25 protein-coding genes are annotated in these 25,254 nt (G+C 36.5%); 13 read left to right on the top strand and 12 right to left on the bottom strand.

The features are described from left to right. The first annotated feature begins 5 nt into the window (after positions 1-5). Positions 6-419, top strand: coding sequence for a hypothetical protein (locus SB679_RS03360; protein ID WP_410700810.1), 414 nt, complete (start codon positions 6-8; stop codon positions 417-419). Positions 420-498: 79 nt separating this feature from the next. On the opposite strand, the gene SB679_RS03355 is transcribed toward SB679_RS03360, so the two are convergent. Then, positions 499-933 carry an META domain-containing protein gene (locus SB679_RS03355; protein WP_410700809.1) on the bottom strand — a complete coding sequence of 145 codons (435 nt, stop codon included), beginning with the start codon at positions 931-933 and terminating at the stop codon, positions 499-501. Positions 934-1,019: 86 nt separating this feature from the next. Between SB679_RS03355 and SB679_RS03350 the strand changes: the two genes are divergently transcribed. After that, a complete protein-coding gene (locus tag SB679_RS03350; RefSeq protein WP_410700808.1) occupies positions 1,020-3,227 on the top strand; it encodes a S46 family peptidase in 2,208 nt (735 codons plus the stop codon). A gap of 78 nt (positions 3,228-3,305) precedes the next feature. After that, entirely contained in the window at positions 3,306-3,782 is a 477-nt protein-coding gene (locus tag SB679_RS03345; protein ID WP_410701237.1) for a YdeI/OmpD-associated family protein, read from the top strand. Positions 3,783-3,819: 37 nt separating this feature from the next. Here the strand turns inward: SB679_RS03345 and SB679_RS03340 are convergent, their stop codons facing one another. Next, complete coding sequence (locus tag SB679_RS03340) at positions 3,820-5,400, bottom strand: hypothetical protein (RefSeq protein WP_410700807.1); 1,581 nt, start codon at positions 5,398-5,400, stop codon at positions 3,820-3,822. A 603-nt stretch (positions 5,401-6,003) separates the two neighbouring features. On the opposite strand from SB679_RS03340, the gene SB679_RS03335 reads away from it, so the two are divergent. Continuing rightward, positions 6,004-7,539 (top strand): hypothetical protein, encoded by a 1,536-nt coding sequence (locus SB679_RS03335; protein ID WP_410700806.1) that lies wholly within the window; start codon positions 6,004-6,006, stop codon positions 7,537-7,539. 265 nt (positions 7,540-7,804) lie between these two features. Here SB679_RS03335 and SB679_RS03330 read toward each other — a convergent pair whose 3' ends face one another. The 5 genes from SB679_RS03330 to SB679_RS03310 form a co-directional block, all read right to left on the bottom strand. Further along, positions 7,805-9,337, bottom strand: a complete 1,533-nt coding sequence (locus tag SB679_RS03330; protein ID WP_410700805.1) for a YifB family Mg chelatase-like AAA ATPase — start codon at positions 9,335-9,337, stop codon at positions 7,805-7,807. Positions 9,338-9,510: 173 nt separating this feature from the next. Next, on the bottom strand, positions 9,511-10,476 hold the full coding sequence (locus tag SB679_RS03325; protein WP_410700804.1) for a T9SS type A sorting domain-containing protein: 966 nt from the start codon (positions 10,474-10,476) through the stop codon (positions 9,511-9,513). A gap of 45 nt (positions 10,477-10,521) precedes the next feature. Beyond that, positions 10,522-11,910, bottom strand: a complete 1,389-nt coding sequence (locus tag SB679_RS03320) for an outer membrane beta-barrel protein (RefSeq protein WP_410700803.1) — start codon at positions 11,908-11,910, stop codon at positions 10,522-10,524. Continuing rightward, positions 11,903-12,469 carry an RNA polymerase sigma factor gene (locus SB679_RS03315; RefSeq protein WP_034708809.1) on the bottom strand — a complete coding sequence of 189 codons (567 nt, stop codon included), beginning with the start codon at positions 12,467-12,469 and terminating at the stop codon, positions 11,903-11,905. The genes SB679_RS03320 and SB679_RS03315 overlap by 8 nt, the downstream gene beginning before the upstream one ends. A gap of 99 nt (positions 12,470-12,568) precedes the next feature. After that, positions 12,569-13,144, bottom strand: a complete 576-nt coding sequence (locus tag SB679_RS03310) for a DUF4840 domain-containing protein (RefSeq protein WP_410700802.1) — start codon at positions 13,142-13,144, stop codon at positions 12,569-12,571. A gap of 271 nt (positions 13,145-13,415) precedes the next feature. On the opposite strand from SB679_RS03310, the gene SB679_RS03305 reads away from it, so the two are divergent. From SB679_RS03305 to SB679_RS03290, 4 genes are read left to right on the top strand one after another with little or no spacing between them, the layout of a single operon-like run. Then, a complete protein-coding gene (locus SB679_RS03305) occupies positions 13,416-13,925 on the top strand; it encodes a hypothetical protein (protein ID WP_410700801.1) in 510 nt (169 codons plus the stop codon). Further along, positions 13,922-14,269, top strand: a complete 348-nt coding sequence (locus SB679_RS03300) for a tRNA-binding protein (RefSeq protein ID WP_410700800.1) — start codon at positions 13,922-13,924, stop codon at positions 14,267-14,269. The genes SB679_RS03305 and SB679_RS03300 overlap by 4 nt, the downstream gene beginning before the upstream one ends. 14 nt (positions 14,270-14,283) lie before the next feature. Beyond that, a complete protein-coding gene (locus SB679_RS03295; protein WP_410700799.1) occupies positions 14,284-14,985 on the top strand; it encodes a 3'-5' exonuclease in 702 nt (233 codons plus the stop codon). Positions 14,986-14,988: 3 nt separating this feature from the next. Next, positions 14,989-15,315, top strand: coding sequence for an SUF system Fe-S cluster assembly protein (locus SB679_RS03290; protein WP_034708813.1), 327 nt, complete (start codon positions 14,989-14,991; stop codon positions 15,313-15,315). A 71-nt stretch (positions 15,316-15,386) separates the two neighbouring features. Here the strand turns inward: SB679_RS03290 and SB679_RS03285 are convergent, their stop codons facing one another. Both SB679_RS03285 and SB679_RS03280 read right to left on the bottom strand, forming a co-directional pair. Then, entirely contained in the window at positions 15,387-16,226 is an 840-nt protein-coding gene (locus SB679_RS03285) for a sulfurtransferase (RefSeq protein ID WP_410700798.1), read from the bottom strand. Positions 16,227-16,304: 78 nt separating this feature from the next. Beyond that, complete coding sequence (locus tag SB679_RS03280; RefSeq protein WP_410700797.1) at positions 16,305-17,153, bottom strand: hydroxymethylglutaryl-CoA lyase; 849 nt, start codon at positions 17,151-17,153, stop codon at positions 16,305-16,307. Positions 17,154-17,340: 187 nt separating this feature from the next. Between SB679_RS03280 and pepT the strand changes: the two genes are divergently transcribed. The 5 genes from pepT (at position 17,341) to SB679_RS03255 (ending at position 21,782) form a co-directional block, all read left to right on the top strand. Next, a complete protein-coding gene (pepT, locus tag SB679_RS03275; RefSeq protein WP_410700796.1) occupies positions 17,341-18,588 on the top strand; it encodes a peptidase T in 1,248 nt (415 codons plus the stop codon). Between the two features lie 2 nt (positions 18,589-18,590). Further along, the gene (locus SB679_RS03270) at positions 18,591-19,157 is read left to right on the top strand and encodes an energy transducer TonB (protein ID WP_410700795.1); all 567 of its coding nucleotides are present in this window, start codon (positions 18,591-18,593) and stop codon (positions 19,155-19,157) included. A 162-nt stretch (positions 19,158-19,319) separates the two neighbouring features. Then, positions 19,320-19,916 (top strand): porin family protein, encoded by a 597-nt coding sequence (locus tag SB679_RS03265; protein ID WP_410700794.1) that lies wholly within the window; start codon positions 19,320-19,322, stop codon positions 19,914-19,916. 77 nt (positions 19,917-19,993) lie between these two features. Continuing rightward, on the top strand, positions 19,994-21,055 hold the full coding sequence (locus SB679_RS03260; protein ID WP_410700793.1) for a sensor histidine kinase: 1,062 nt from the start codon (positions 19,994-19,996) through the stop codon (positions 21,053-21,055). Beyond that, on the top strand, positions 21,045-21,782 hold the full coding sequence (locus SB679_RS03255; RefSeq protein WP_410700792.1) for a LytR/AlgR family response regulator transcription factor: 738 nt from the start codon (positions 21,045-21,047) through the stop codon (positions 21,780-21,782). The genes SB679_RS03260 and SB679_RS03255 overlap by 11 nt, the downstream gene beginning before the upstream one ends. Before the next feature lies 1 nt (position 21,783). Here the strand turns inward: SB679_RS03255 and SB679_RS03250 are convergent, their stop codons facing one another. The 3 genes from SB679_RS03250 to SB679_RS03240 form a co-directional block, all read right to left on the bottom strand. Beyond that, positions 21,784-22,692: a DUF6268 family outer membrane beta-barrel protein gene (locus tag SB679_RS03250; RefSeq protein WP_410700791.1), complete on the bottom strand. Its 909-nt coding sequence runs from the start codon at positions 22,690-22,692 to the stop codon at positions 21,784-21,786. A 155-nt stretch (positions 22,693-22,847) separates the two neighbouring features. Further along, the gene (locus SB679_RS03245) at positions 22,848-24,038 is read right to left on the bottom strand and encodes a multidrug effflux MFS transporter (protein WP_410700790.1); all 1,191 of its coding nucleotides are present in this window, start codon (positions 24,036-24,038) and stop codon (positions 22,848-22,850) included. Between the two features lie 167 nt (positions 24,039-24,205). Then, a complete protein-coding gene (locus tag SB679_RS03240) occupies positions 24,206-25,024 on the bottom strand; it encodes a helix-turn-helix domain-containing protein (protein ID WP_410700789.1) in 819 nt (272 codons plus the stop codon). Positions 25,025-25,254: the final 230 nt, after the last annotated feature.

The following is a 25,254-nucleotide window of genomic DNA, read 5'->3' as shown; positions in this document are numbered from 1 at the left end:
ACATTATGAAATCGTTATATATCACTACCCTATTGCTATTGAGCGTAAGCATCTACGCTCAGGAAAGCAATACTACAGAATTGAAAGACCAGACACTGGTCGTAAAAGGGCTTAAAGATCAAGATGCTCAAATGATAAAAAACAATCAGGAAAATACACAGAAAAAACAGGCTCCAGCGGCCTTAGTTTCAGAACAAGGACTGGCCGTTAAAAAACAGGAACAACAGAGTAAAGCAAAGAATGATAATTCTGAAAAGCTGCTGCCCAATACGGCAAGTATTGAAGAGATCAAAAAAACTATTCCCAACAGACAGGCAACTACCCACACAGCTAATTCTAGGAACACAAATAATACTATTCCCGGTATCCCCAATACAGCAACTTTAGAAGAAATCAAAAGAACAATTCCTAAAAACTAATGACCTCACTAGATTTTTCAACACAAAGAAGTCCGCAAATTGCGGACTTTTATCTTGTATATGTAATGTAAATCTTCGATTAATCCCAATCTGCTGCCACAAATTTCATAGCATTACCATTATCATCAGAGACCGTTAAAAAATGACCTTCTACAGAATAGGTTGTCATTTTTTCAAATTTCTTTTGAAAAGAAGTCTCCAGATTCATATTTTGACAAGCCATCATGGTACTCCCAAGCCCTGAGATTTTTACTTTCCCGTTATTTTTAAATTCTGAGGTAAAAAACATTCTGTTGCAACCCATATAAGCCGATCCCCGGATTTTACCATTTTCATTTTTGGCAGTCAGATTGATTTCTGCTTTGTTTTTAATAAGCTCATCTTTAGAAAAACCATCCAGAGAAACCAGCATCCACTGTCTTTGAATATGAGGATTTTTAACCTGCGCTGATGAGCAGTTTATCATCATTCCTAAAAACAAAACCGTGAAAAGTGCAACTATTATTTTTTTCATGCCTTTTATCCTCCCATTTTCGTACCAATCCAAAACAGAATATCGTAAAAATTAGTAAATTAGCGACACAAAAATTATTATATAAAATGAAAAGACTATTTCTACTGTTCACTTTCTTATTGGGCTTTGCTCAGATGAGGGCGGATGAGGGGATGTGGCTGTTAATGCTCATCAAAAGACTTAATGGTGTCGATATGCAAAAAGAAGGCTTGCATTTGACGCCAGAAGAAATCTATTCAGTCAACAATTCCAGCATGAAGGATGCTATCGTAAGTTTCGGTGGCTTCTGTACTGGTGAGATTGTTTCTGATAAGGGACTTATTTTCACTAACCACCACTGTGGTTATGGTGCTGTTGCGGCAGCTTCTACTCCGGAAAAAGACTATTTGAAGAATGGTTTCTGGGCAATGAAGCAGAAAGATGAATTTAATGCAAAGGATCTTTATGTACGATTTTTAGTAAGAATGGATGATGCTACTCAGCGAATCAATTCTAAGCTAAGCAACAATATGACCGGAGAGCAGAGAAAAGCTGTTATTGATGCTGAAACTAAAGCGATCCAGACTGAAAATTCTGAAAATGGAAAATATACAGTAGTGGTAAGAGATTTCTTCAACGGAAATGAATTTTACTATTTTGTGTATCAAGATTATAAAGATATCAGATTGGTAGGAGCACCTCCTTCTTCATTAGGTAAATTCGGTGGCGACACAGATAACTGGGAATGGCCAAGACACACCGCTGACTTTACGGTTTTCAGAGTGTATGCTGATGCAGCAGGAAATCCTGCAGAATATTCTCCTAGCAATACTCCTTTGAAGCCTAAGCATTTCCTTCCGGTTTCTCTTAAGGGAGTTAAACCTGGTGATTTCTCAATGATCTTAGGATATCCAGGAAGAACTAACCGTTACCTGACTTCTTATGGTATTCAGCAGATGGTTAACAAAGATTATCCGGCTTGGGTAGAAGCTTCTAAACTGGCAATGGATGTTATGAAGAAGTATATGGATAAAGACAAAGCGACTCAGCTTAATTATGCTTCTCAATATGCTTCTGTAGCTAACTATTGGAAAAACAGACAGGGAACAATCGATGCTGTTGAAAAAAACGGAACGATTTCTGACAAAAAGAAAATCGAAGAAGCCTACAGAACCTGGTCTGTAATGCCAGGAAATGACATCTACGATGGTGTTTTAGAAGATATTGAGGCTTATTACAAGCAGGTTTCTGAAAGAAATGTGGAAAGAAATTACGCTTCTCAATTCTCAAGAAATGCAAAATATATCAGCCTTGCTTTACAGGTAGGATCTGTTCTTAAGGCCTACGCTGCACAAGATATGCAGGGAAGATTGGCAATGAAGCCTAAAACTGAAGCAGCTATTAAAGCAGCTTATGAAAACTTCAACCCATCTTTAGAAGGAGAAATGCTTGCATCAATGGTAAAATTATACCAAATGAGAGTAACTAATAAAGACATTGCTTCTCCGACTATTTTAGGATTAAGTTCTGATAAGCTTTCCAATACGGCTTATGCTTCAATTTTTGCGAACAAAACGTCTGCTACCAACTTTGTGTTGAACCCGGATGCTTTAAAGCTTGATGCAGATCCACTTTGGAAAATTGCAAATGGTATTGTAACCGATCAGAAGATGAGCACTGAAAAATTCTCTAAAGTAGACGACAATTTTGCAAAAAACAACCGTTTATTCTTAGCTGGTTTAATGAAAGCAATGCCAGAGAAAAAATTCTATCCGGATGCTAACTCTACCATGAGATTAACCTATGGAACAGTAGATAAATTACCTATCAGAAACGACAGAAACTACTTCGGAGTTACTGACAACTATTATACTGATATGGCAGGTCTTGTCGGTAAATACAAAAAAGGGGATGAAGAATTCGATCTTCCACAAAGAGTGATCGATCTTTATAATCTTGGAGATTTCGGACAGTATGCTGATGCAGCTGGATATATGCCGGTAAACTTCCTTTCTAATAATGATATTACCGGTGGTAACTCTGGTTCTCCTGTAATTGACGGAGACGGAAACCTTATTGGTATTGCATTCGATGGAAACAGTGAAGCATTAAGCGGAGACATTGTTTTTGAACAGGAATGGCAAAAAACAATCAACGTGGATGTTCGTTTCGTTCTTTGGACTATCGACAAGTATGCCGGTGCAAGAAGATTAATCGACGAGTTGAAACTTGTAAGAGGGGAAAACACTCCTGCTGATACAAAAACTAAAAACTCAGGCACCACTGCAATGCCTAAAAAAATAAAGAAAAAATAATCTGTTCTGATATATTTTTAAAACCGTGAAATAATATTTCACGGTTTTTTTTATTTTTAATCTATTAAAATATTCATGATGAAAACCCAGGAAATACAATTTACCGCAATTATAAAACAAAATGGAGAAATGAATGCCGCCTTTGTAGAGTTTCCATTTTCAACAGAGAAGCTATTTGGTAAAAAAGGTCAGGTAAGAATTAAAGCTACTTTTGATAACGCCGTTGAATACCGTGGCAGTCTTGCAAAAATGAAATATGACTGTCATATTCTGGGACTTACCCAAGACATCAGAAAACAACTGGGAAAAACGTTCGGTGATGAGGTTTCTGTCTCTCTTATTGAAGATCGTGAGGAAAGGATTGTTGAAATCGCGGAAGATATTGCGGTTGTATTTGACGAAAACTCAAAGGCAAAAGAACTTTTTGACAAGATGAGCTACACTCACAGAAAAGAATATATCCGCTGGATTGAGGAGGCAAAAAAACCGGAAACCAGGGAGAAGAGAAAAGTGAAAATGATTGAAATGATTTTAGACGGAAAAAAGGGAGTTTAGAAATCCAAACTCCCTCATTTTTATATTAATTTTTTAATTAAACTTTTAGTTCAGCTTTTAAATACTGCCCTGTGTCACCGTTAATGAAAGTGATGGATCCGTTATTATGAGTAACAGATACTCCTAATTCATTGACCACTTCTTTAAAGAATCCTGTTTTATTAACACTATTTATATTTCTCTGCCACAAGAACATTGCAAACTTCCCTATACTGTTATGAATGATTAAGGTTCCGGTAGTACTTCCGAATCCAAAAGGTTCAAAATCTACAGTGAAACTATCATGGGCTTCAAAGTTTTTACTTAATAAATTAATTGATCCGTTTAGATAAGCTTCTGTTTTTTTGCCGTTAGTCTGCCAGGTATGCGTCATATAATTTGCTGTCGTAGATGCATCCATTGCTGTCGCAGCAAATTGGTGATCTCCATCCTCAAAAAATCTACCGTGAAAAACCTGTGGCGTAAAGATAACGGGTACATTCCATTCCGGAGAAATATTTCCCCTGCCACCATCAAAATCTCCTATAAATTCAGATGACTGGCTTATTGGAAGTCCAACTTGTTGCGACGGAGTATATCTCCATGCATTCCCGCTGTAATTAATATTTCTCTGGGTAGAATCTCCATTTCCACTTACGTTAACAGCATGAAGTGTTCCAATAAAATTTCCTGTAATTGAAATCCCTACAACTTTATCTAATTTAATAGCTTGCATTGCTCCAGTATAAAATAAGTTTCCGGCAATATTAATTCCCGCCACATTCTCATACCTTGCACTTAAGCTTAATTTGATATAGCTGTCTACTTTATTTTCATTATACCCTTCGAAATAATTTCCTGTAATGTTAATTCCAAAACTTCGGTCTAAAACTAAACGTCCTGAAGCGTCTTCAAAACTGCAGCCAGATATGTTTCCACCTGTTGTTGTATTGCTTATTTCTGATGGAATACCAGCTCCATGAACCTTCATGTTCGTTACATTAAATGCATTTGTTGCATCATGAAACTTAAAGGCCTGATAAACTGAATGAAAATAAACAGCATTAATTTTGGTAAAATAACAGTCTTTTAAATCAAATCCGAGCTTCATTCCATCAAAACGACAGTCCGTAATTCTTAAATAATGGCTTGATGTTGCTTTAAGGAATGTCTGTGCGGTTGTAGAATTCCCCGAAATAAAGTTTTTGATATTGATATTATTGTAATACTCGAAATCTTCTGTTCCTGCAATAGGAGTAGCCTCAATAGTAAAAATGATATTGTCATAATCTTTAGTACTTGAAAGCTCACAATTCTTGCCATCAATAATTAAATCGCCTCTTTTAATGTTCAATGTTGAGTTGATGACTACCTTTTCCAGACCATAAAAGGCTACTTCATTTACTTTTTTATTCGTTTTAATATCCAAAAGCATTTGATTTAACGCTGTACTTTCGTCCGTTCCATCTCCTTTTACACCCCACCATCTCACATCGGCTACTTCAAACATTCTTTCATATTTATATCCGTCAACATTTTTAGTTAGGACATTATCTACATTGCTATCTGCGACTCCTATTTTTTTCCATGAGTACTCCAGTCCTGTAAACTCATCTGCTAATACAATAAATTCGTTCATTTTACTATTTTTGATATTGGTTAATTTTTCTAGATAAAGATTCATATGGCCATATCTCTTTTCTATCTATAGCAAATATCGCTCTGTACTACGACAAAACTCGACGTATTATAATCGGTTAAAATCTATTTTATAAACGGTATTTATTTTCAAAAACACGATAACAAAAAACCAGACAGAAAGGCTGTCTGGTTGTAATTATTATTTAATTATATATTATAAAAAAGCTGCCCAAACAAGCTAAGGACAGCGTAATAAAAGTATAAATGTATTTGACTTATGCTGTCAATACAGGAGTTGTTGGTGTAGTAGGCAAATCCTCCCGAATATGAGCAAAATAAAAAATAATACGTCAAGTTCTGTCGTGATACAGAGCGATATTTGCCCTAAGATAAAAAGAGATGCAAGTCATTTTTATTAACCAATAATAAGAATATTATATGAGTAATTTTATTATACTATTAAATCACTTTTAACTAATGAAAATATAGCGTTAGATAACATTTGGGATAATAGAGATAAATAGATAAAGCCTGGAAACCAGACGAAGCTAGTAAAGTTACTTTTATAGAATAAATAAATAAAAAATTAAATTAAATAATTATGAAAATTAGTGACGCAAATGGTGACTTAAGCCTGGCATTAAGCTTAAGTAAAATAGTAACAATTGATGCTGAAACTGTAATTCTATCCAATACACTTGATAGAGAATTACTATATGATGCATCAATAATAGGAATAGGAAATCAGTCGATTATAAAAGTAATTGGCAATATTAATCCTTTTGATTTGCAGGGAACTCAAAGATGTAACATTAAAGAGGTAAAAATAGAAATTGATGCAAATAACGAAAACGATGTTTTCAAAATTACTGGAAATGGCTTAGGGGAGTGCATTAATAATTCTATTTCATGTACTATTAATACTACTACTAATAATCAAGGTAAATTTACAGGAGTAAGACTAACCTCTGATACAAGTGGGATATACGATAATAATATAAATGTAAATATTGAAAACTGCAAAAACGGTATAGTTCTGGAAGGGATTACAACTGATTCTTGGGTGACTCATAATCTTTTTTATGGATGTTGTATAAAACGATTTACTGGTACTGCATTTCTTATTCAGGAAAATCCTTCAACTTCTATAATTAATAATATAATTACTGATCTAAGGATTATAGATCAAGTAGATGATAATATTGAAAAAATTGGAATACGACTATCCGGAATGTCAAATGTTTTTTCTAATCTTCAAATTTTTAATGATTCGACAACTGGCATTTTCTACTGGCTTGATTTATCAGCAACTAATATCAGAAGTTATAATAATTCCTTTATAGTAGGAGGGGTAGAAGGGTTGATTAAGGATGAAAGTAATATGGTAAACCATTATTTCAATTTGAATATTGTTAAAAGACCATATTCACCTACAACATTTGATAACAAATTTCAGCCTATCAGATATGGAAAATCATTTATCTCTAACATTTTAGATAATAACTTTAATAGAATAGAACGCTATATTGGACAAAATTGTAGTTTTGGGAAAATTAGTAATAGTATTAAAATAACACAAACATCACAATTCGGAAAGTTTTACACTAATTTATTAGAACCATCAAAGTATTTTGGAAAGTATGTTACTCTTACTATGAAAGTTAAATCTAATTATAAGGTGTTTCCTATAATTGTAAACTCCGAAATATCTTTCCTACATGGAACTCCAAATTATACACAAGATTATGAAATTATAAGTGTATCCAAAAAAATAGATAATAATAATTTAACCCAAGTTGGGTTGGTTTTTGATGTAAATGCACCTATAGGGTCTATTGCTGAAATCGATTGGATGGTTGTGAATGAAGGTCGATTATCACCTAATGAAAACGTTCCAAATATTCCATATAAAGCAAACGGAATAGTGAAAATTATCGATACAGAAGACCGAGTCCCTGTAAATCATGGGCTTCCTTTTACTATTCCATTAGACTGCATAAATATTTCTCCTATAAATAATCTAGGGCAAGCAAAAAAGTGGTGGATTGATTCGAGTTCAGAAGGAAGTTTTTATATTGTTGTAGACTCGGCTCCAGGAGCAATGGAGGCAAAATTTGCTTGGAGTATAGAATATTAAAAACAACACTTGAGATAACTAAGCTTTATACTAATAGATTTTATTTTACACCCAAACGACTTTAGCCCATTTGTGGTAATCTTAATGTTCACAGAGGTATAAAAAATAAGAAAAAAAAAACTCATACAAAGAGATCTCATTTACAATAAACTATTAGAATAACGAAATGCTTTTTTTTAGTCATTTCGTTATTCTAATAGTTTATGTATTGTTTGTATTATTGATATTGTGCACTCCTCCATTATTCAACTTCTTTTTAATTTAATCAGCCGTTCCAAAATTCCCGGTCTAAACTTCTATACTGAATTGCTTCTGAAACATGATCCGACAAAATATTCTCAGTTCCTTCCAAATCAGCAATCGTGCGCGCTACTTTCAGAATTCTGTCATAAGCTCTTGCAGAAAGGTTCAATTTTTCCATGGCTAATTTGATAAGATTGAAAGAGGCTTCATCCAAATCACAAAACGCTTCGATTTCCTTCGGACCCATCTGAGCATTATAACTGATATTAAGATCTTTATAGCGTTCGTTCTGCATACCACGGGCCAATAGTACCCGAGCTCTGATATCGGTGCTCTTTTCTCCTTTTCTTTTTTCAGATAGCTTTTCAAACTCTACTTTCTGAACTTCAATATGGATGTCAATGCGGTCCAGCAGCGGACCTGAAAGTTTGTTCATATAGCGCTGCATTTCATATATCGATGAGGTATTATTGGGATCGTCGGGGAAAAATCCGCTGGGACTTGGGTTCATGGAGGCTACAAGCATAAAACTCGCAGGATAGTTTACGGTAAAACGTGCTCTTGAAATGGTTACTTCACGGTCTTCAAGAGGCTGCCGCATCACTTCAAGAACGGTTCTTTTAAATTCTGGCATTTCATCCAGAAATAATACTCCGTTATGAGCAAGAGAAATCTCTCCCGGTTGAGGATAGCTTCCACCACCAACCAAAGCCACATCTGAAATAGTATGATGAGGAGATCTAAAAGGACGAACAGTCATCAAAGAGGTTTCTACTCCCATCTTTCCGGCTACAGAATGAATCTTTGTGGTTTCCAGTGCTTCTTTTAACGTCAAAGGAGGTAAAATACTAGGAATCCGTTTAGCTAACATTGTTTTACCACTTCCGGGAGGCCCAATGAGAATGATGTTATGTCCACCTGCGGCAGCGACTTCCATTGCTCTTTTCGCAGTTTCCTGGCCCTTTACTTCAGAAAAGTCAAACGGGAAGTCATTTATTCTTTCCTGAAATTCTTTTTTTGTATCCAGCGTTACTTTCTGCAATGCTTTCCCTTCATTAAAAAAGTCAATGACTTCTTTGATATTTTCCGCTCCATATACGTCGATATTGTTCACAATCGCAGCTTCACGGGTATTTTGCATCGGAAGGATGATTCCTTTAAAACCTTCTTCTCTAGCCTGGATGGCAATGGGAAGAACTCCTCTGATGGGCTGTAAACTTCCATCCAGGGAAAGTTCCCCCATAATGACATAGTCCTGAATATTTTCAGCCAGAATCTGATCTGAAGCCGCCAAGATGCCAACAGCAATGCTCAAGTCATAGGCTGCACCCTCTTTCCGAAGATCGGCAGGTGCCATATTGATAGTAATTTTCTTTCCAGGAATTTTATAGCCTACATTTTTTAAAGCAGCTGAAATCCTATAACTGCTTTCTTTGATTGCATTATCGGCAAGGCCAACCAGATGGTAGCCTATTCCAGTATCTACATTTACTTCGATAGTAATGGTTTGTGCAGCAACGCCATGAATTGCGCTGCCATAAATTTTGATCAGCATGATTGTGTTTTTAGGTAAAAATAATCCATATTTTATTTAGGAAAATTCCTCTTTCACCTGAAAAAAATTAATATTATTTCCAAAATTTTTAAATTTATTTATTAAAAATAAGCCGACACAAAAATGCATCGGCTCACCAATTATTAAAAAACTAACTAAGGAGTATGATCTTCCTATTTCTTTATAAATTTATTTTTATATACATTTCCTGCTGAATCTTTAGAAACAATAATATAGTTCCCAGGCACCAGCTTGCTGACATCTATTGCCTGGCTGAATTGATGATCATTCTTCTGCAAAACAAGTTTTCCGGACACATCAACTATTGAGATTTCTTTATAGACCTTATCGGATTCTTTCCCTATGTAAATAAATTGTGCTGTAGGATTGGGATATACCTGCAAAGTACTCTGTTTCTGTTTTGTTTCTCCTGTTCCTAAACTGCAAAAGCCCCAGTTACCATAATTCAGTTTTACAAATCCACCTAATCCTAAAAACTCACACTGATCCGGGCAATAGGCTGTACAGGCATAAAATCCATAGCTCCCAGATTTTGTGGCAGTATACGAACTTCCGGAAACTCCACTTACAATACATTGGTCACCTGCAACGGGAGGAATCGCCCCCGGTGTACATTTATACCATGTATGAGTGCCATACAAAATAGGAAATACATTTTCAAAGGTCACGGGAGCCTCGCTACAAACGTTATACTCTCCAGCATCAACCTGCTGAAAGGTTCCTGGTGTAAAGGTGGTGAGCATTGCAGGAAGAGAATAGGCAAATCCGTCGGCCATAACAGGTGTACTTTCTGCCATACAATCATTCTGGGTAACCACCACTTTAAAATTATAAAGCATATCGTCATTTCCATTGATCGTTAAGCTTTGAGAAGTTGCTGCAGGCACCGCAACCCACGGATGAGGATTTGGTAATTGCCAGGCCCATTGCTGCTTATACCATTGATAGGAGGCAAATACTTGAGTGGTTGACATGGTTTCAGTTTCTGTACCGCAGAATACAATTTTATCTGCAAATTGAGCTCCAAGCCTTGGGCTGGTAATAACCGGAACACATTGCGCTCTGATATTCAATATACTAAAGAATAAAAAAGCGAAAAGAATTAGTTTTGTTTTCATATTAAAAATATTTATTGGGTGATGTTTCTTAGTAAGTACGCTTCATCAGTCGATCATCAGTCTGATGCCGAATTTCACATTGAAATTCAGAGGTTTTTCTTTATAAATGGTATTAAGGGCACTGTTATCTTTGAAATGATATCCAATACCCGGCTCTGCATAAATGCCAAACTTATCGATAACTTTGAGCTGTAGCCCAATTCCGGTATTGACGGAAAACTGTACGGGTTTTATATTCAGTTGTTCTTCTGAAGTCTCCTTTATCTCATCATTGACTATATATTTTGTCCTAAGCTTTCCCGCTACAGCTTTTTCAACAAGGGCTCCCGCAGTAGCATATCCCGTAAATGACCCTTTTTTAATGATCGTATAATTGACCTGAACCGGTACGCCCAGATAATGAACAGACTGATCGCCTTTTATATAATTGGAAGCACTTCCGGAATGCAGCTCGGATGAAAGCTTGGTATAATTAATTCCCGTTCCTATTCCCCATTTTTTTCCTAAATTATAGTAAAGAGAAACTCCTAATGTAATAGGAATTTTATGTCTGAGCTTTGCTTCAACCTGCTCATTTTGATTGGCTAATAATATTTCCATCAAAGGATCATCGTCATAATTGGCACTACTCCACACCTGATCGACGCTCATCGGGCTTCCACTCATAGTAGCATATCCGGGAAATTGTTGTTCAGTAGCATTGGAGGATGCATTTCCGGTCAGCATGCTCAGCATCCATGCTTTTTTACTATGTTTTTTTCCCGATTTCATTTTTTCAACGGCAGCATAATTTTCCTGTAATTTGCTTTCCGGTTGAGTTATAAGCTCTTCGCTATCGGTTTCTTTATTCTCATTGACAGGAGAACTATTTTCTATTATCGTATTATTTTTAGTGAATAAATTTTCTGTATTCTGAATATCAATTTTCGCATTTTCAAAAACATCTGTACTCCTATTTATGGTAGTATTTTCAATATTTCTATAAGCAATATCATTTAAAGTTGAGCTTTCTATGGAATGACTTAAATTATTATTTTTTAAATCGATACCAGAACCTGAATACCATTCAGTATTTGATTTTTTTGGATTATTCAATGGATTATTATACTCTGCTTTTTTATTCTTTGTTTGAGATATTGCAACTTTCTTTACGGATTCCTTTTCAGAATCTGAATCCCAAAGTTTTTTGCTCACAAAAAAGATCATTACAATAGAAGCCGCAATACCACTAATCCGGTAAAGCAAAGATGGATTCCTGGAACCTGAACCTTTTTGTACTTCTTGAGGATCATCTTCCATAATAATACCTGGGATCATATTTTCATCCTCATCAGAGAATAATTCATTTCCAATATTTTCCCACAGTCCATCCGGAACATCCTGTTCATGATCTTCCATTTTTTTGCGCAGATCATTTAACCATTGATTACTCATATTGCGCTTTTTTTGACATTTTATATTCTTTAATTTTCTGAGCAAGCATTGCTTTAGCCCTATGAAACTGGGAAGCGGAAGAGTTTTCTGCTATTCCTAAAAGCATTGCGATTTCTTTATGGCTTTTTTCCTCAAATACATACAGATTGAAAACAGTTCTGTATCCATCAGGAAGCAGCCGGATCATTTTCATAATCACAGTCTGCGGGATCTCTTCAAGATTAGGTTCTTCTTCATTAGGGATATCAGGAAATTCAAATTCATGGTTAACATACTTTAATTCTGTATTTTGCTTAAGATATTTCAACGATTCGTTGACAACAATTCTGGTCATCCATGCTTTCAGGGAACCATTGCCCCGGTATTCAAAAGACTCTATCGAACGGAACATTTTAATAAAACTGTTTTGAAGAACATCATGGACATCTTCCTTTCCAATGATATAACGGGAACACACATAGGTAAGATTCCGGGAATATGCTCCGAAAAGCTCTTTCCACGCGGTTTCTTCCTTCAATAGAAGGTGTTGTACCAAAATCTGCTCCTTGTTTTCTTCCATGTACTATCGCCGCGTCCTCTTGAACGACTGATTAAAATTGTAAAGCAAAAATAGATTGCATCTTATAAAAACACAATCTATTTTCACAGCATCTATTATTTAGTTCTTAATACAGTAAGGAAAATCGTAATTAATAATCTCATATGTACTGAGTGGTGTTCCATCAACCGTTATTTTTTCTGCCAGCAATCCATATCGTAGAGATCGGTCCTGCCCTACATAAAACCCTTTCTGTTTAGCAGCAATGGTAACTACTGTTTTTTTATTGACCCCATCTACAGGAATCTGAATTTCCAGCGTGTTTGGTGCAAAACTTAGTTCTACGACATTTTTATCTGTGTTTATTTTTGAAGCAAACTCTAGATTGTATTTTACTTTCCCTATAGCTTTTATAGCTGATTCTGCTTTTACAGGATCTTTCACTACCGATTTTACAATTTCCCCAATCGGAAATTCAGCAAATGCGACGGTATCTTTTTTTACTTTAAAATCTACTATTTTCTCAGTCTTCATAATTCCCTGAGTGGTTATGAGCCTCCCTTTATAATTGCCATTAACATCTTCTAATTTTACGGGCACAATTTCAACATCATCATCTTTACAAGAGATCATAGAAAAGCTTACCCATACAATTAAAACAGCTGTTAAAGCCTTAAGCACTGTCAATTTCTTCATTACATTATTTTTTACATTAAACATTATTATTTTTTGAGTACTCATCTATATAAACCCGGCTTTAGAAAAATCTTGCATCGAAATGTTTAAAAAAGATGAAAAATTTCGCAAATAACTGATTTAAAGAGTGTAAAATTTAGTTTACCTACTTGAAATTCAATTGATTTTATTTTTAAAAATGGTATAGTTTACGGAGCAAAAACAATTTTACTCTTTTCAAATTCATTCTATTTTTCAATATTTTAATACATTTGTTTAAAACATATTCTGAATGAACTTCGAACAGATCAATCTGCATCTTGATGCTTATAAAGAACACGACCAGATCATAGACGCAGCACAATTTTTAATTCATTCTTTTGGATTAGAGCATGAAAACTTTGGTGGATTTGGCTTTCGGGCAGAGCTTTCCCCGAATTCAATGCTTCTGACGGCAGAAGGAGAGCTGGAGAAACCTCAAAAAGTGATGATTCCTAGAAACCTGTTTGATTTTGATCTGAGTCTCGTCCTGAATATGATTGCCCACGAAATGCTCCATGTACGCCAAAAGGCGCCGGGACAAGTTATTGAAGATAAGAATGAAAGAGAATTTCAGGCATATTCTGAAATGCTTTTCCATAAAGTTTTTCCTCAGATCCCTGAGGTTACGGATTTTCATAAAAAATTCTTCGGAAACAAAGCCTTGGAATATTACAGAAGAATGGGTGAAGGTTCTACCTTGCAGCAAAAGTATGCAGAACAGAAAACAGAAATAGAAAACTTAATCAACTCATTATCATGATAATAAAACCAGAAATATCCTGGACGGATTTTGAAAAAATAGACATCAGATGCGGAACGATAATCTCTGTCGATGATTTTGAAAAAGCCAGAAATCCTTCTTATCAGCTGGAAATAGATTTTGGAGATCTGGGCATCAAAAAATCATCCGCACAGATCACTTCATTATACACCAAAGAAGAATTGGTAGGAAAACAAATTTTAGCCGTGGTGAATTTCCCTAAAAAACAGATCGCTAATTTTTTCAGTGAGTGCTTAGTCTTGGGCGTATATGGAGAAAACAAAAGTGATGTCACTCTGTTAACAGCTTCATTACCTGTAACCAACGGAATGCAGGTCGGATAATAAAACCAACACACATGATACAAAATATTCCTTTAGAAAAAGTCTTATTTATTGATATTGAAACCGTTCCACAGTCAGGATCATGGGAAGAGCTTCCAGAAACAGATCAAAAACTCTGGGATAAAAAAACAAAATTCCAGCGAAAAGATGATATTTCTGCAGCAGAATTTTATGACCGGGCCGGTATAATGGCCGAATTCGGTAAAATCATCTGTATCACTATCGGAATGCTTGAAAAAAATGAAACATTGAAAATCAAAAGCTTTTCGGGACATGATGAAAAAAAGATGCTTCAGGAATTCGGTGAAATTTTTAATAGCCCAAGACTTCGGGACATCATTCTCTGTGCCCATAATGGGAAAGAATTTGACTTTCCCTGGATCGCAAGGAGGTTTCTGATCAATGGGCTCCAGCCCCCCGTTCCTTTCCAGATGTTTGGAAAGAAGCCTTGGGAAATTCCTCATATTGATACGATGGAACTTTGGAAATTCGGAGATTATAAAAGCTTTGTTTCTCTTGAATTGCTGGCTCATGTATTCGGAATTCCCACTCCTAAGGATGATATAGACGGCTCAATGGTTTCATCAATCTACTACATAGAAAAAGACTTGCAGCGAATAGTTGACTATTGTGAAAAAGATGTCTTAACTTTGGCAAATGTTTTCCGGCGTATGCGTCAGGAAGATTTGTTGAAAAGGAATATCAATCTAGATTAAAAAATGAAATTTACAGACGATCAAATTGCTGATATCGGAGAAGAGATTATAAGTGTACTTAAAACCGTTTACGACCCGGAAATTCCCGTGGATATTTACGAACTCGGACTGATATACGATGTACAGATCTCCGATGAGGGTGATGTAAAAATTATCATGACGCTTACCACTCCAAACTGCCCTGTTGCTGAAACACTGCCTCAGGAAGTTAAAGATAAGGCTGCAGAAGTAGAGGGTGTAAAAAGCGTTGATTTAGAGCTTACTTTTGAACCTAGCTGGAATAAGGATATGATGAGCGAGGAAGCGAAGTTTGAACTGGGAATGCTTTAATTCTCAAATACCATACAAAAGGCTGTCATTTTTGACAGCCTTTTATTTTTATACCATCAAAAACAGATGGATTATATTTCTTTTGCAATTTCTTTGCCTTCCCTTCTACTCCATTCACTCCAGGAACCTACATATAACTTAGGAATCTCAAATCCAGCATAATACAGGGCTAATATCGTATGACACGCCGTAACCCCTGATCCACAATGAATGATCAAATCCTTAGAAGTATTTTCCAGCAATTTCGAGTATTTTTCTTTTAAAACTTCAGGTGACAGAAAGTTTCCGGCTTCATCAAGATTTTCAGAAAAAGGAATATTAATAGCTCCTGGAATATGTCCGGCCACTAAATCTATTGGTTCAGATTCTCCTTTATAACGGTAGGCATCTCTTACGTCAATAACCGTTGAAGAACGTTTTTCCAATTCATTTTCAACCTCTTCCAGATTTACAACAGGAAGAAGCCACTGATCTTTCTTAAGCAATGAAGTTTTCTCAAAATGTTCATTTCCAGATGAAAATTCTACTCCTTCTTTCTCTGCAGCCTGAATTCCGCCATTTAAAACCTGAACATTGTCGATTCCAAAAGATTTCAGCATCCACCAGGCTCTTGCAGCGGCATTCCCCCCATTTTTATCATCATAAATAATGACATGAGATCTTTCAGAAATTCCTGCATTTGAAAGTGTTTCTGCAAATTTTTGAATATCCGGAAGCGGGTGCCTTCCTCCAAAAGCAGCATCTGTACCGATCTCTGCAAGATCTTTATCAAGGTCTATGAATCTTGCTCCCTTAATATGGTTTTGAAGATAAGTTTGAGCAATATCTTTTCCAACTCTTCCATCAAGAATAACAAGATTTTCTTTTTGGAAATTTTCCTTTAATTCGGAAACTGAAATAATTGGAGACATGGTATTCTGTTTTATGGTTTGATCTATTTTTAAGGCGGGCTAAAGCCCGCCTCTATTGATGTTTTTATTGATTATAATTTAAAAATGAAAAATATCCTTAGCCCGGTTATATGAGCTTTCGAAGTTTAACAAATTCAGATTATGATCTACTTTTTCTACGCTCATAAAGTTGATCACCTGCTCCGTAGGCATATTTCCTACCAGGTCATCTTTGGCCATCGGACATCCGCCAATTCCTTTAATGGCACTGTCAAATCTTCTGCACCCTTTATCATATGCTGCTTTTAATTTTGAATAAGAATCTTCATATCGGTTATGAAAATGTCCTCCAAAATGAATATCAGGATATTTCGAAGGGATCTTATCAAATAAAAGAGAGATCGTCTCCGGTGTAGCAACTCCTGTTGTATCAGACAATAAGATATTTTTAATTCCGATTTCTGAAAATCTTTGTGCCCAGTAATCTACCTCTTCCCATTTCCACATTTCTCCGTAAGGATTTCCAAATGCCATTGAGAAATAAATGTTCAGTTCTCTGTTTTCACTTTGGGTAAGTTCAAGAATTCTAAGCACTTCATTAAAGGCTTCTTCCTGGTTTTTATTGGTATTTCTATGCTGAAAGGTTTCAGAAATAGAGAAAGGAAACCCCAGAATATCTACAGTCTGATGTTTTAATGCTTTTTCAGCTCCTCTGTAATTTCCGATAATGGCAGAAATTTTAGTATTGGATAGCGATTTATCAATATTTTCAGCAACCTCATCAGAATCGGCCATCTGAGGGATTGCTTTAGGAGAAACAAAACTCAGACTATCTAAGACATCAAAACCAACTTCCATCAGAGAGTTGATATAGTCTATTTTTTTTTGAGTCGGGATAAATTCTCCCCAGCCCTGCATGGCATCTCTCGGGCATTCAGTTAGAAACATTGGCACATTTTGATTTTATCAAATATAATAAAACTAAACAATTTCTTGTCAGCGTTCTACAAAGCTAACATTATTTTGATTTTCAATGATTTATATATGATTTATAATTTCAATACTTGATATTCATGCGCAAATAACCTGTTCTGAGCACCAAATTTGCTAACTTTGTTAAAATTTTTGATATCAAATGAGTACTATAGAATTCAACCCATTGTGGAAAGAAAAGCTACTGAACCGTTTTCTTAGCTATGTAAAAATATATTCAACCAGTGATGCAGAGAGCGAAGCTACTCCGTCTACCCCACAACAGTGGGACATTGCGAAATACATTGTTGAAGAATTAAGGACAATCGGCTTAGAAAATGTTTCTATTGATGACAATGGTTATATTATGGGATATGTACCTTCTAATCTGGAAAATGACAACACACCAACGATTGGATTTATTTCTCATTATGACACTTCTCCGGATTTCAACGGAGAACATGTAAATCCTCAGATATGGGAAAATTATGATGGAAGTGATCTGGTTTTAAATCAAACAACAGGATTCACTTTATCGCCTTCAAAATTTGAAAGTTTAAAAAAATATATCGGTCAAACATTGATCACTACAGACGGGAATACGCTTCTTGGAGCTGATGATAAAGCTGGTTGTGCAGAGATTGTAACCGCAGCGGAATACCTGATCGCTCATCCGGAAATCAAACACGGAAGAATCGCAATCGGTTTTACTCCTGATGAAGAAATCGGAAGAGGGGCTCATAAATTTGATGTTGCCAAATTCGGTGCTGAATGGGCTTATACCATGGATGGCGGAGAAGTTGGCGAACTGGAATATGAGAACTTTAACGCTGCGGGAGCTGTGGTAAAAATCCATGGACTAAGCGTACATCCCGGATATGCGTTTGGAAAAATGATCAATGCGGGTCTTTTGGCTGCTGAATTTGTACAGTCTCTTCCGGCTAATGAAACGCCTTCCACGACTAAAGGTTTTGACGGATTTTATCATTTAATGGATATTACCGCTGATATTTCTGAGGCTAAACTTCAGTACATTATCCGTGATCATAATGAAGAGAAATTCGAGGTCAGAAAGAAATTTATGGAAGAGAAAGTGGCCGAGTTTAATCAAAAACATGGTGCTGGAACCGCAGAAGTTGAGATTAAGGAACAATACCGCAATATGAAGCAGCAGTTTGAAGGTAAGATGCACATTGTAGACCTTGCTGCCAAAGCGATGAAAGAGGCCAATATTGAACCTAAAATAAAAGCAATCCGAGGAGGAACAGATGGTGCCCAGTTATCTTATATGGGTCTTCCTTGTCCTAATATTTTTGCGGGCGGGCTTAACTTCCACGGACCTTACGAATATGTAGCACTGGAAAGTATGGAAAAAGCGGTTGAAGTAATTATCAATATTGTAAAAGCTTAGACATGAAAAAATTATTAGCTTTAGCCGGTATTCTTATGCTGTCCTTCAGTTATGCGCAGGTATCTGAATTTGAGAAGGCGGATGTACGCTATGACAGAAAAATAAAGGCATTATACACAAAGTATCCTAAGGCTAATGATGAAAGAACTAAGCGGGAGTGGCATCTTACGGAAGAAAGAGTAGCAACGTACAGAAACGCTCTGGAAAAAATTGAGGAAGAACAAAAAAAGACGATAAAGGATACTCCATCTCCGGTAATGCCCAAAATCTCTAAGGAAGCAGCTTATGAAAAGGGAATAGCCTCTTTCAAAAAGCTTTTTAATGAGACTCTTGCTCTTTCCCTTGCGAATTTCGCTTCGGAACCTTATAAGGCAGTATTATCATTTGTAGTGGATTCTAAAGGAAATCTATACGGAGCTAAGGTTAACAATGGCAAAAATGAAGACATCAACCTGTTCATCCTTGCTGCATTTTACCGTATTAAAGACCAGGGTAAATGGAAACCGGCAGAAAGTAACGGCCAGCCTGTATCTTCTGTGGTTAATTTCCCAGTTGAGTTTAAACCTTAGCGTCTACATTAATATACATCATAAACCCTGCTGCGTCCTGTGGCAGGGTTTAGTTTTTCAGATACACGTTGTTTTTGGTCAAACCCTGTTTACCATTCATCAAATAAAATTTTAATTCGTTTGTCCGATGTGTTGTTTTGCATCAGATTTTAAAAATATCTTATGAAACAACGATTTTTAGCAGTAAGCTCTCTTTTAGTATGTATTACCTGTTCTGTAGAGACCAGGGCACAGCAAACCCCAGCCTTTCATATCGGAATCAAAGCGGGCACCAACTTTACAAAGACAGATGCGGGATCTTCAGATCTCAAAGGGAAATATGGGCTTGGCTATCAGGCAGGCATTATGACAAGGGTTGATCTTGGGCGGATGTATGTGCAGGGGGAAGCTTTATTTAATACAAGAAAAACGTCTTATGATTTCAAAGAAGGAAATGCCGCAAAACTTCAATGGAATTCTATCGATATTCCTATTGTAGCGGGTTATAAATTCATCAATGCCAAAGATTTCAACGTTAGACTATTCGCCGGCGGTGTATACAGTTATACCTTCAAAGATAATGTGTCGAATTCACAAGCGCTTCGGGAAGGTTTTAAAAAATTTGATAAGTCCAATATCGGAATTACAGGAGGCGTCGGAATGGATTATAAAAACTTTACAATGGATCTTAGATATGAAACAGGACTTTCCAGCATCAGTAAAGAATTTAAATCCAAACCCCACAGTATTTCACTTGGAATCGGATATTTCCTTTTCTAAAAACTTAAATTACCTTTACCCGTTAGAAACTGCATTTCTGTAGTTTCTAACTTTTTTATAATCAATTTAGCTCATCTATGGCAACACCTTTTGTTCTAAAAAAACACACTCTTGTTATTATTTTCTGGCTTGTTTTCGGAATGGCGATCTGGATACAAATCCAGGTAGATGCCGGAATGTATAATGCCTTTATTCAGACATCTATCATTCTGATAAGCTCTTTTATTTTAGCTCATTTCCTAACTGACAGACTACTACCTAAAGCACTGGCGTTCAAAAAGATGAATCAATTTCTAATAGAAGCTATTATTGTAATTTTTTTATTGAGTTTTATCTTTTCATTTGTATTCGCCTATATTAATATTGATCCTAAAACGCCTCTCCCGCCAATCTTTTCAGAGCATCTTGCGGTCTTATGGAAAGGATTTTATCTATCAATTCCAGCATCTCTTTTAATCAACGGGACGGCGTGTGGTATCCGGTTTTATCTGGAGCACGGAAAAATAGAGCGGGACCATATTCTTCTACAGCAAGCTCATTTAGAGAATCAGCTGAAAATGTTGCAGGACCAGATTAACCCGCATGTGGTATTCAATATTCTGAATCATATTCATATTTTAATGAAAACCAATACGGAGCTGGCGTCTTTTCTTCTGCTTAAGTTTTCTGACATCCTGAGGTATCAATTATATGACTGTAATCAAAGCCACGTCATCCTTAATAAAGAAGTTCAATATCTGCAGGATCTGGTAGAAGTTGAAAAACTAAGATGGGGAAATGAACTGGATGTACGCGCAACCTGGGAAATTAGCAATAAAAAAGTTTATATAATGCCGCTTCTCCTCGTTCCTTTTATTGAAAATGCATTTAAATATGTGTGCCGCTTACCGGGACACAGGGGCTATATTATGATCTCTTGTAAAGAAGAAAATAATTGTCTTTCCTTTTATGTAGAAAATTCTTATTCCAGTATCACTTCTTACCAAAAGAAAGACAGTGCTCATGGAATAGGACTTCAGAACGTAAAAAAACGCCTTAATCTTCAATATCCGGATTCACATACGCTAAAGATTGAATCTGATGAAAATGTTTACAAAGTATCTTTAATTTTATTTTTATCTCAAGAAAATGACCAATAATAATCTTCCAAAAATGAAGTGTATCATTATAGACGATGAACCGCTTGCAAGGTTTCACCTTAAAGAAATGGCCGGTCAAATCGACTTTCTAGAGGTTGTAGACACCTGTGCAACTGCTCTGGAAGCGAAGGCTAAAGTTCAGGGACAACACATTGATTTGATTTTTCTGGATATCAATATGCCTTATCTGACTGGGCTGGAGTTTCTGGAGCAGCTGGAGAATCCTCCTTTATGTATTCTTGCTACGGCATATTCCGAGTATGCCTTGGAAGGCTACAGACTGCAAGTGGTAGATTATCTCCTGAAACCGATTGCTTTCAATCGTTTTTATCAGGCGGTGAATAAGGCACAGCAGCAATTTATCCTGACTGAAAAAATAAAAAGAAACACCCAGCTGGATGATCCGTTTTTATATGTCCGGCAATCCGATACATTTATAAAGGTGTCCTGGGTAGATATTTTATTTATTGAAAGTATGCAGAATTATACCAAACTGCATTTTAAGGATAAATCGATCGTCATCCATCAGACGATGAAAGCGATTGAAGAATCTCTTTCAACGGAGCATTTTTTCAGGATTCATAAATCATTTTTAATTAATATCACGCACATTGATATGATTTCCGGAGGACGGTTATACATCAATAAAATTGAGCTTCCTATTTCCAGGACCCGCAAGGAGGAATTGCTGAATCAGGTGGTGTATAAGAAGCTCATCAGCAAATAAATTACGGAAGATTCCAACGCAATGCTACTGCTACATAAAATGTGCTTGCAAACCGGGGATCTTCCATTTTCTTTGTTTTGAAAATACTTTTTATCTTGCGGTCATTTTCATTAAAGCTTCTCAGCAATGCGGTTCCACCAGTGATCCTCAGGCTTAGCGATTCGCTGAGCCTGAGCTCAGGCCGTAATCCCGCCGTAATCTGCTGATATCCCAATAAGGTAGATTTTCCGCCTTTATTTCTTTCCACTGTCATCCCGTTTAAACCTACTGCGGCTTTCAAAGCAAATTTATCTGAGAACTGATATCCGGCTTCCATTCCTTCAGGAAAATTGATGTTAAATTTAATCTTACTTCCTGTTTTCCAGTCAAAATAGATCCATGGCATAATCATGGGAACCCCAAATGCTGTTGTCAGGACCGGACCGCCCCCAAGCGCAAGATTAGGACTGAAGTGTTTTATAAAAAGGATACCACCCTGCCCCAGAACATCGTTGAAATCAATGTTTTCCATATCGGTATATACTCCAACGGAGGCTGTCATCATCATACTCCATTTTTCTCCCAACGGTCTCATATGCTGAAGACCCACCTGCGCATTGAGCATCTGATTGGGAAACACCTGGGTTTCATAATTTCTGTGGGACATTTTAGCATAAGAACTGTTGAGCAATAAAGACCACGCTTTTACTTTGCCTGCATCATTTTTCTTCACTGACAATGGAATACTGAGACTTAAGTCAACTCTTTTAAAATCGCTTTTAGAATCTGTCTTTACACTGTCTTCGGGACGTATATAACTTGAATGGGGAATATATTCCGTTTTGAGTTCGCCGGAAATTCCGGATTGGGCATCTACTCTGCTGCCTGCTGATACCAGTAAGCAAAAAGCGGCCAAAAGGCTTCTCTTCATGTTGTAAAAATTTTCACAAAGAGAGGTCTTTAGTGTTTTTTTACAAAAATTACTTGATTAAGTGCCGGAATGCTATGATGAGAAGGAATGGTGGCAGGATAAGATCATTCTCAGATTTTGTTATTAATGCTATATTCTGACAATAACAGCCCTTTTTATATGGTTATTTTTTTGTTTTTAAATGAGCGGTATGCAAACCAAACGGCAATTAATGCAATCCCGGCACGTAGAATAACCATCGGCATTATAGAATCTGCCTCCAGGAAACCAGCCAGCCCTGAAAGTAAAAAAGTAACCATAAGCTGCATAAATCCCATTACCGCCGCTGCGGTCCCCCGCCCTTCTTTAAAAGGTGACAAAGCATGAGCTGATGTAATAGGAAACAAAACTCCTATCGCAAACAATGACAGATACAGCATCATAATTTCCAGAACAACGGAAATATCTGAAGCTGCTATCAGAATGTGAAGACTGCATACCACCAGCAATACAATCGTAGCTGTCAGTAAAAGTTTTGTATCGCTTATTCTCTTTATTAATCTAGGGGTAAGATAGGCTGCTGTTATTAATGCCAGTGAATTGAAACCAAATATCAAACTGAAAGTACCACTGGAAAACCCATGGATCTTCATAAATAAAAATGGCGCATTAGAAATATAAATGATCAAAGAGGCAAAGGCAATACTCCCTATCATCGTGCTGTTGATAAATTCTTTATTGGAAAGTATTATTTTTAGGTGATCCTTTAATCCTTTTTCATCTTCTGTATGATCAGAAAGCGTCACTCTTGAATTGGTTTCGGGGACGTATTTATATACCATTAACAGGGTTAAAAGACCCATTATACTCAAAAAAGCAAATGAGCTGTTCCACCCCCAGAACTTGAGAAATACGCTTCCCAGCAACGGAGCAACAATCGGAGCAATACCGCTTATCTGAGACTGCTGTGAAAAAATAGTGACGGATTTTTGTTTGTCATAAAGATCAATCACAATAGCGCGCCCAATAACAATCCCGGCACTTCCACCAAAGGCCTGCAGAAAACGCATAGTCCAAAGCATATAAATGTTTTCTGTAAAAAATATCGCTGTAGCGCCCAGAATAAAAAGCAAAAGTCCGCAGTACAGCATTGGTTTACGTCCTGTCTTATCTGACAAGGGTCCCCAAAGCAACTGTCCAAAAGCAAATCCTGCAAAAAAAACAGAAATTGAGATCTGGATATGCCCTATATCGGTCTGGAAAATCTGGGCCATCCTTGGAAAAGCCGGCAGATAAAGGTCTATACTTAATGATTCCAGGGTGTTGAGCAGTGCCAGAATAAACACTACAATACTTAAATTTCTCATAAAACAAGGTATCCGCAAAGCGGTTTTTCTGTCTGCAAAATTCCTTTAAAATCCAATACCTTTCAATATAATAAGTGAAGGAAGACTAGCACAAACTGAGGATTATAATTGACGCATTCTTGAGATAATCCCTATTTTAAAATGAATGTAAAATAACTTTCTGAAGATTAGCCTTTTCCAACCTTAAAACCATCAGGATTTTGATCGGTATGTTTCTTGAAAAAACGGGAGAAATAAGAAGCATCACTGAATCCTAATTTAAAAGCAATTTCTTTAACGCTTAAAACTCCGAAGCTAAGTTCTCTTTTTGCTTCAAGCAAAAGCCGTTGGGCGATCATCTTTTTCACGGTTGTTCCTCTTGAGAAACGGGCAATATCGTTGAGGTGATGCGTGCTTACTTTTATCTGATCTGCATAAAAACGGGTGTCTCTCTGAATGGTATAATGTTCTTCGATTAAGCTTACCAACTTTTGGATGCGCTGCCTGTCATTGATTGAAGGATCCTGCAGATTGATCTGCTCCGTACTAATGATACAAAATGCTCTGAGGTAAGTTTTTAATAAATCGATCCTTGATGCACCAGTATATTCCTGTTCCATAAGCGAGATAATAGTATTGCAGGTTTCTGCACTTTGAGGATCTAAAGAAAAAGGACACGTTCCCCCTGCAAGAATTGTTTCGATATCGCAAGCTTCTTTAAATATCTCCCGGCTTATGGCCAATACATATCCTTCTTCACCTCTGAGTTTCATATTAAAGACTTGTCCCGGTGCAATGATACAGATCTGATTATTTTTGAGGGTATGGTGTTCAAAATCCAGTTCTAAACTGCTGTTCTCCTTCACGTGTCTGAACCAGATAATCTCGAAGAAATTATGCCTATGGACATCATTAAAATTCTCCGGATGTCCTGTACCCAGGGTAGTCAGCAGAAACGGCTGCGAAGTGAGATGATGGATGGGGATGTCTTTTTCTGATGAGTTCATTGGTCGGATTTTTTATGGGTAAACAAAAACCTCAGCAAAAAACGGTAGGATGTCTGCTGATTAGCTGTTTGATTGTTTTATAAATGTAGAAAATTTATTTTCTTTATGAAAAGAACCGTCACAATATTGTGGCGGTTCTTTTTTATTAGTGGATTGTCTAGTCCTGAAATATCGATACACAAAAAAAGAATCGTTATGGAAGAACATTTAGAAACCCAGTATGTCAAGCG

It is taken from the genome of Chryseobacterium sp. SIMBA_029, from assembly GCF_046535275.1.
Lineage (GTDB): Bacteria > Bacteroidota > Bacteroidia > Flavobacteriales > Weeksellaceae > Chryseobacterium.
This window is presented reverse-complemented; position numbering and strand designations above follow the sequence as displayed.

Bases quoted from the DNA above. Each gene is read 5' to 3' on its own strand.
- SB679_RS03360 (WP_410700810.1), top strand. From the start codon at position 6: ATGAAATCGTTATATATCACTACCCTATTGCTATTGAGCGTAAGCATC.
- SB679_RS03355 (WP_410700809.1), bottom strand. From the start codon at position 933: ATGAAAAAAATAATAGTTGCACTTTTCACGGTTTTGTTTTTAGGAATG.
- SB679_RS03350 (WP_410700808.1), top strand. From the start codon at position 1,020: ATGAAAAGACTATTTCTACTGTTCACTTTCTTATTGGGCTTTGCTCAG.
- SB679_RS03345 (WP_410701237.1), top strand. From the start codon at position 3,306: ATGAAAACCCAGGAAATACAATTTACCGCAATTATAAAACAAAATGGA.
- SB679_RS03340 (WP_410700807.1), bottom strand. From the start codon at position 5,400: ATGAACGAATTTATTGTATTAGCAGATGAGTTTACAGGACTGGAGTAC.
- SB679_RS03335 (WP_410700806.1), top strand. From the start codon at position 6,004: ATGAAAATTAGTGACGCAAATGGTGACTTAAGCCTGGCATTAAGCTTA.
- SB679_RS03330 (WP_410700805.1), bottom strand. From the start codon at position 9,337: ATGCTGATCAAAATTTATGGCAGCGCAATTCATGGCGTTGCTGCACAA.
- SB679_RS03325 (WP_410700804.1), bottom strand. From the start codon at position 10,476: ATGAAAACAAAACTAATTCTTTTCGCTTTTTTATTCTTTAGTATATTG.
- SB679_RS03320 (WP_410700803.1), bottom strand. From the start codon at position 11,910: ATGAGTAATCAATGGTTAAATGATCTGCGCAAAAAAATGGAAGATCAT.
- SB679_RS03315 (WP_034708809.1), bottom strand. From the start codon at position 12,469: ATGGAAGAAAACAAGGAGCAGATTTTGGTACAACACCTTCTATTGAAG.
- SB679_RS03310 (WP_410700802.1), bottom strand. From the start codon at position 13,144: ATGAAGAAATTGACAGTGCTTAAGGCTTTAACAGCTGTTTTAATTGTA.
- SB679_RS03305 (WP_410700801.1), top strand. From the start codon at position 13,416: ATGAACTTCGAACAGATCAATCTGCATCTTGATGCTTATAAAGAACAC.
- SB679_RS03300 (WP_410700800.1), top strand. From the start codon at position 13,922: ATGATAATAAAACCAGAAATATCCTGGACGGATTTTGAAAAAATAGAC.
- SB679_RS03295 (WP_410700799.1), top strand. From the start codon at position 14,284: ATGATACAAAATATTCCTTTAGAAAAAGTCTTATTTATTGATATTGAA.
- SB679_RS03290 (WP_034708813.1), top strand. From the start codon at position 14,989: ATGAAATTTACAGACGATCAAATTGCTGATATCGGAGAAGAGATTATA.
- SB679_RS03285 (WP_410700798.1), bottom strand. From the start codon at position 16,226: ATGTCTCCAATTATTTCAGTTTCCGAATTAAAGGAAAATTTCCAAAAA.
- SB679_RS03280 (WP_410700797.1), bottom strand. From the start codon at position 17,153: ATGTTTCTAACTGAATGCCCGAGAGATGCCATGCAGGGCTGGGGAGAA.
- pepT (WP_410700796.1), top strand. From the start codon at position 17,341: ATGAGTACTATAGAATTCAACCCATTGTGGAAAGAAAAGCTACTGAAC.
- SB679_RS03270 (WP_410700795.1), top strand. From the start codon at position 18,591: ATGAAAAAATTATTAGCTTTAGCCGGTATTCTTATGCTGTCCTTCAGT.
- SB679_RS03265 (WP_410700794.1), top strand. From the start codon at position 19,320: ATGAAACAACGATTTTTAGCAGTAAGCTCTCTTTTAGTATGTATTACC.
- SB679_RS03260 (WP_410700793.1), top strand. From the start codon at position 19,994: ATGGCAACACCTTTTGTTCTAAAAAAACACACTCTTGTTATTATTTTC.
- SB679_RS03255 (WP_410700792.1), top strand. From the start codon at position 21,045: ATGACCAATAATAATCTTCCAAAAATGAAGTGTATCATTATAGACGAT.
- SB679_RS03250 (WP_410700791.1), bottom strand. From the start codon at position 22,692: ATGAAGAGAAGCCTTTTGGCCGCTTTTTGCTTACTGGTATCAGCAGGC.
- SB679_RS03245 (WP_410700790.1), bottom strand. From the start codon at position 24,038: ATGAGAAATTTAAGTATTGTAGTGTTTATTCTGGCACTGCTCAACACC.
- SB679_RS03240 (WP_410700789.1), bottom strand. From the start codon at position 25,024: ATGAACTCATCAGAAAAAGACATCCCCATCCATCATCTCACTTCGCAG.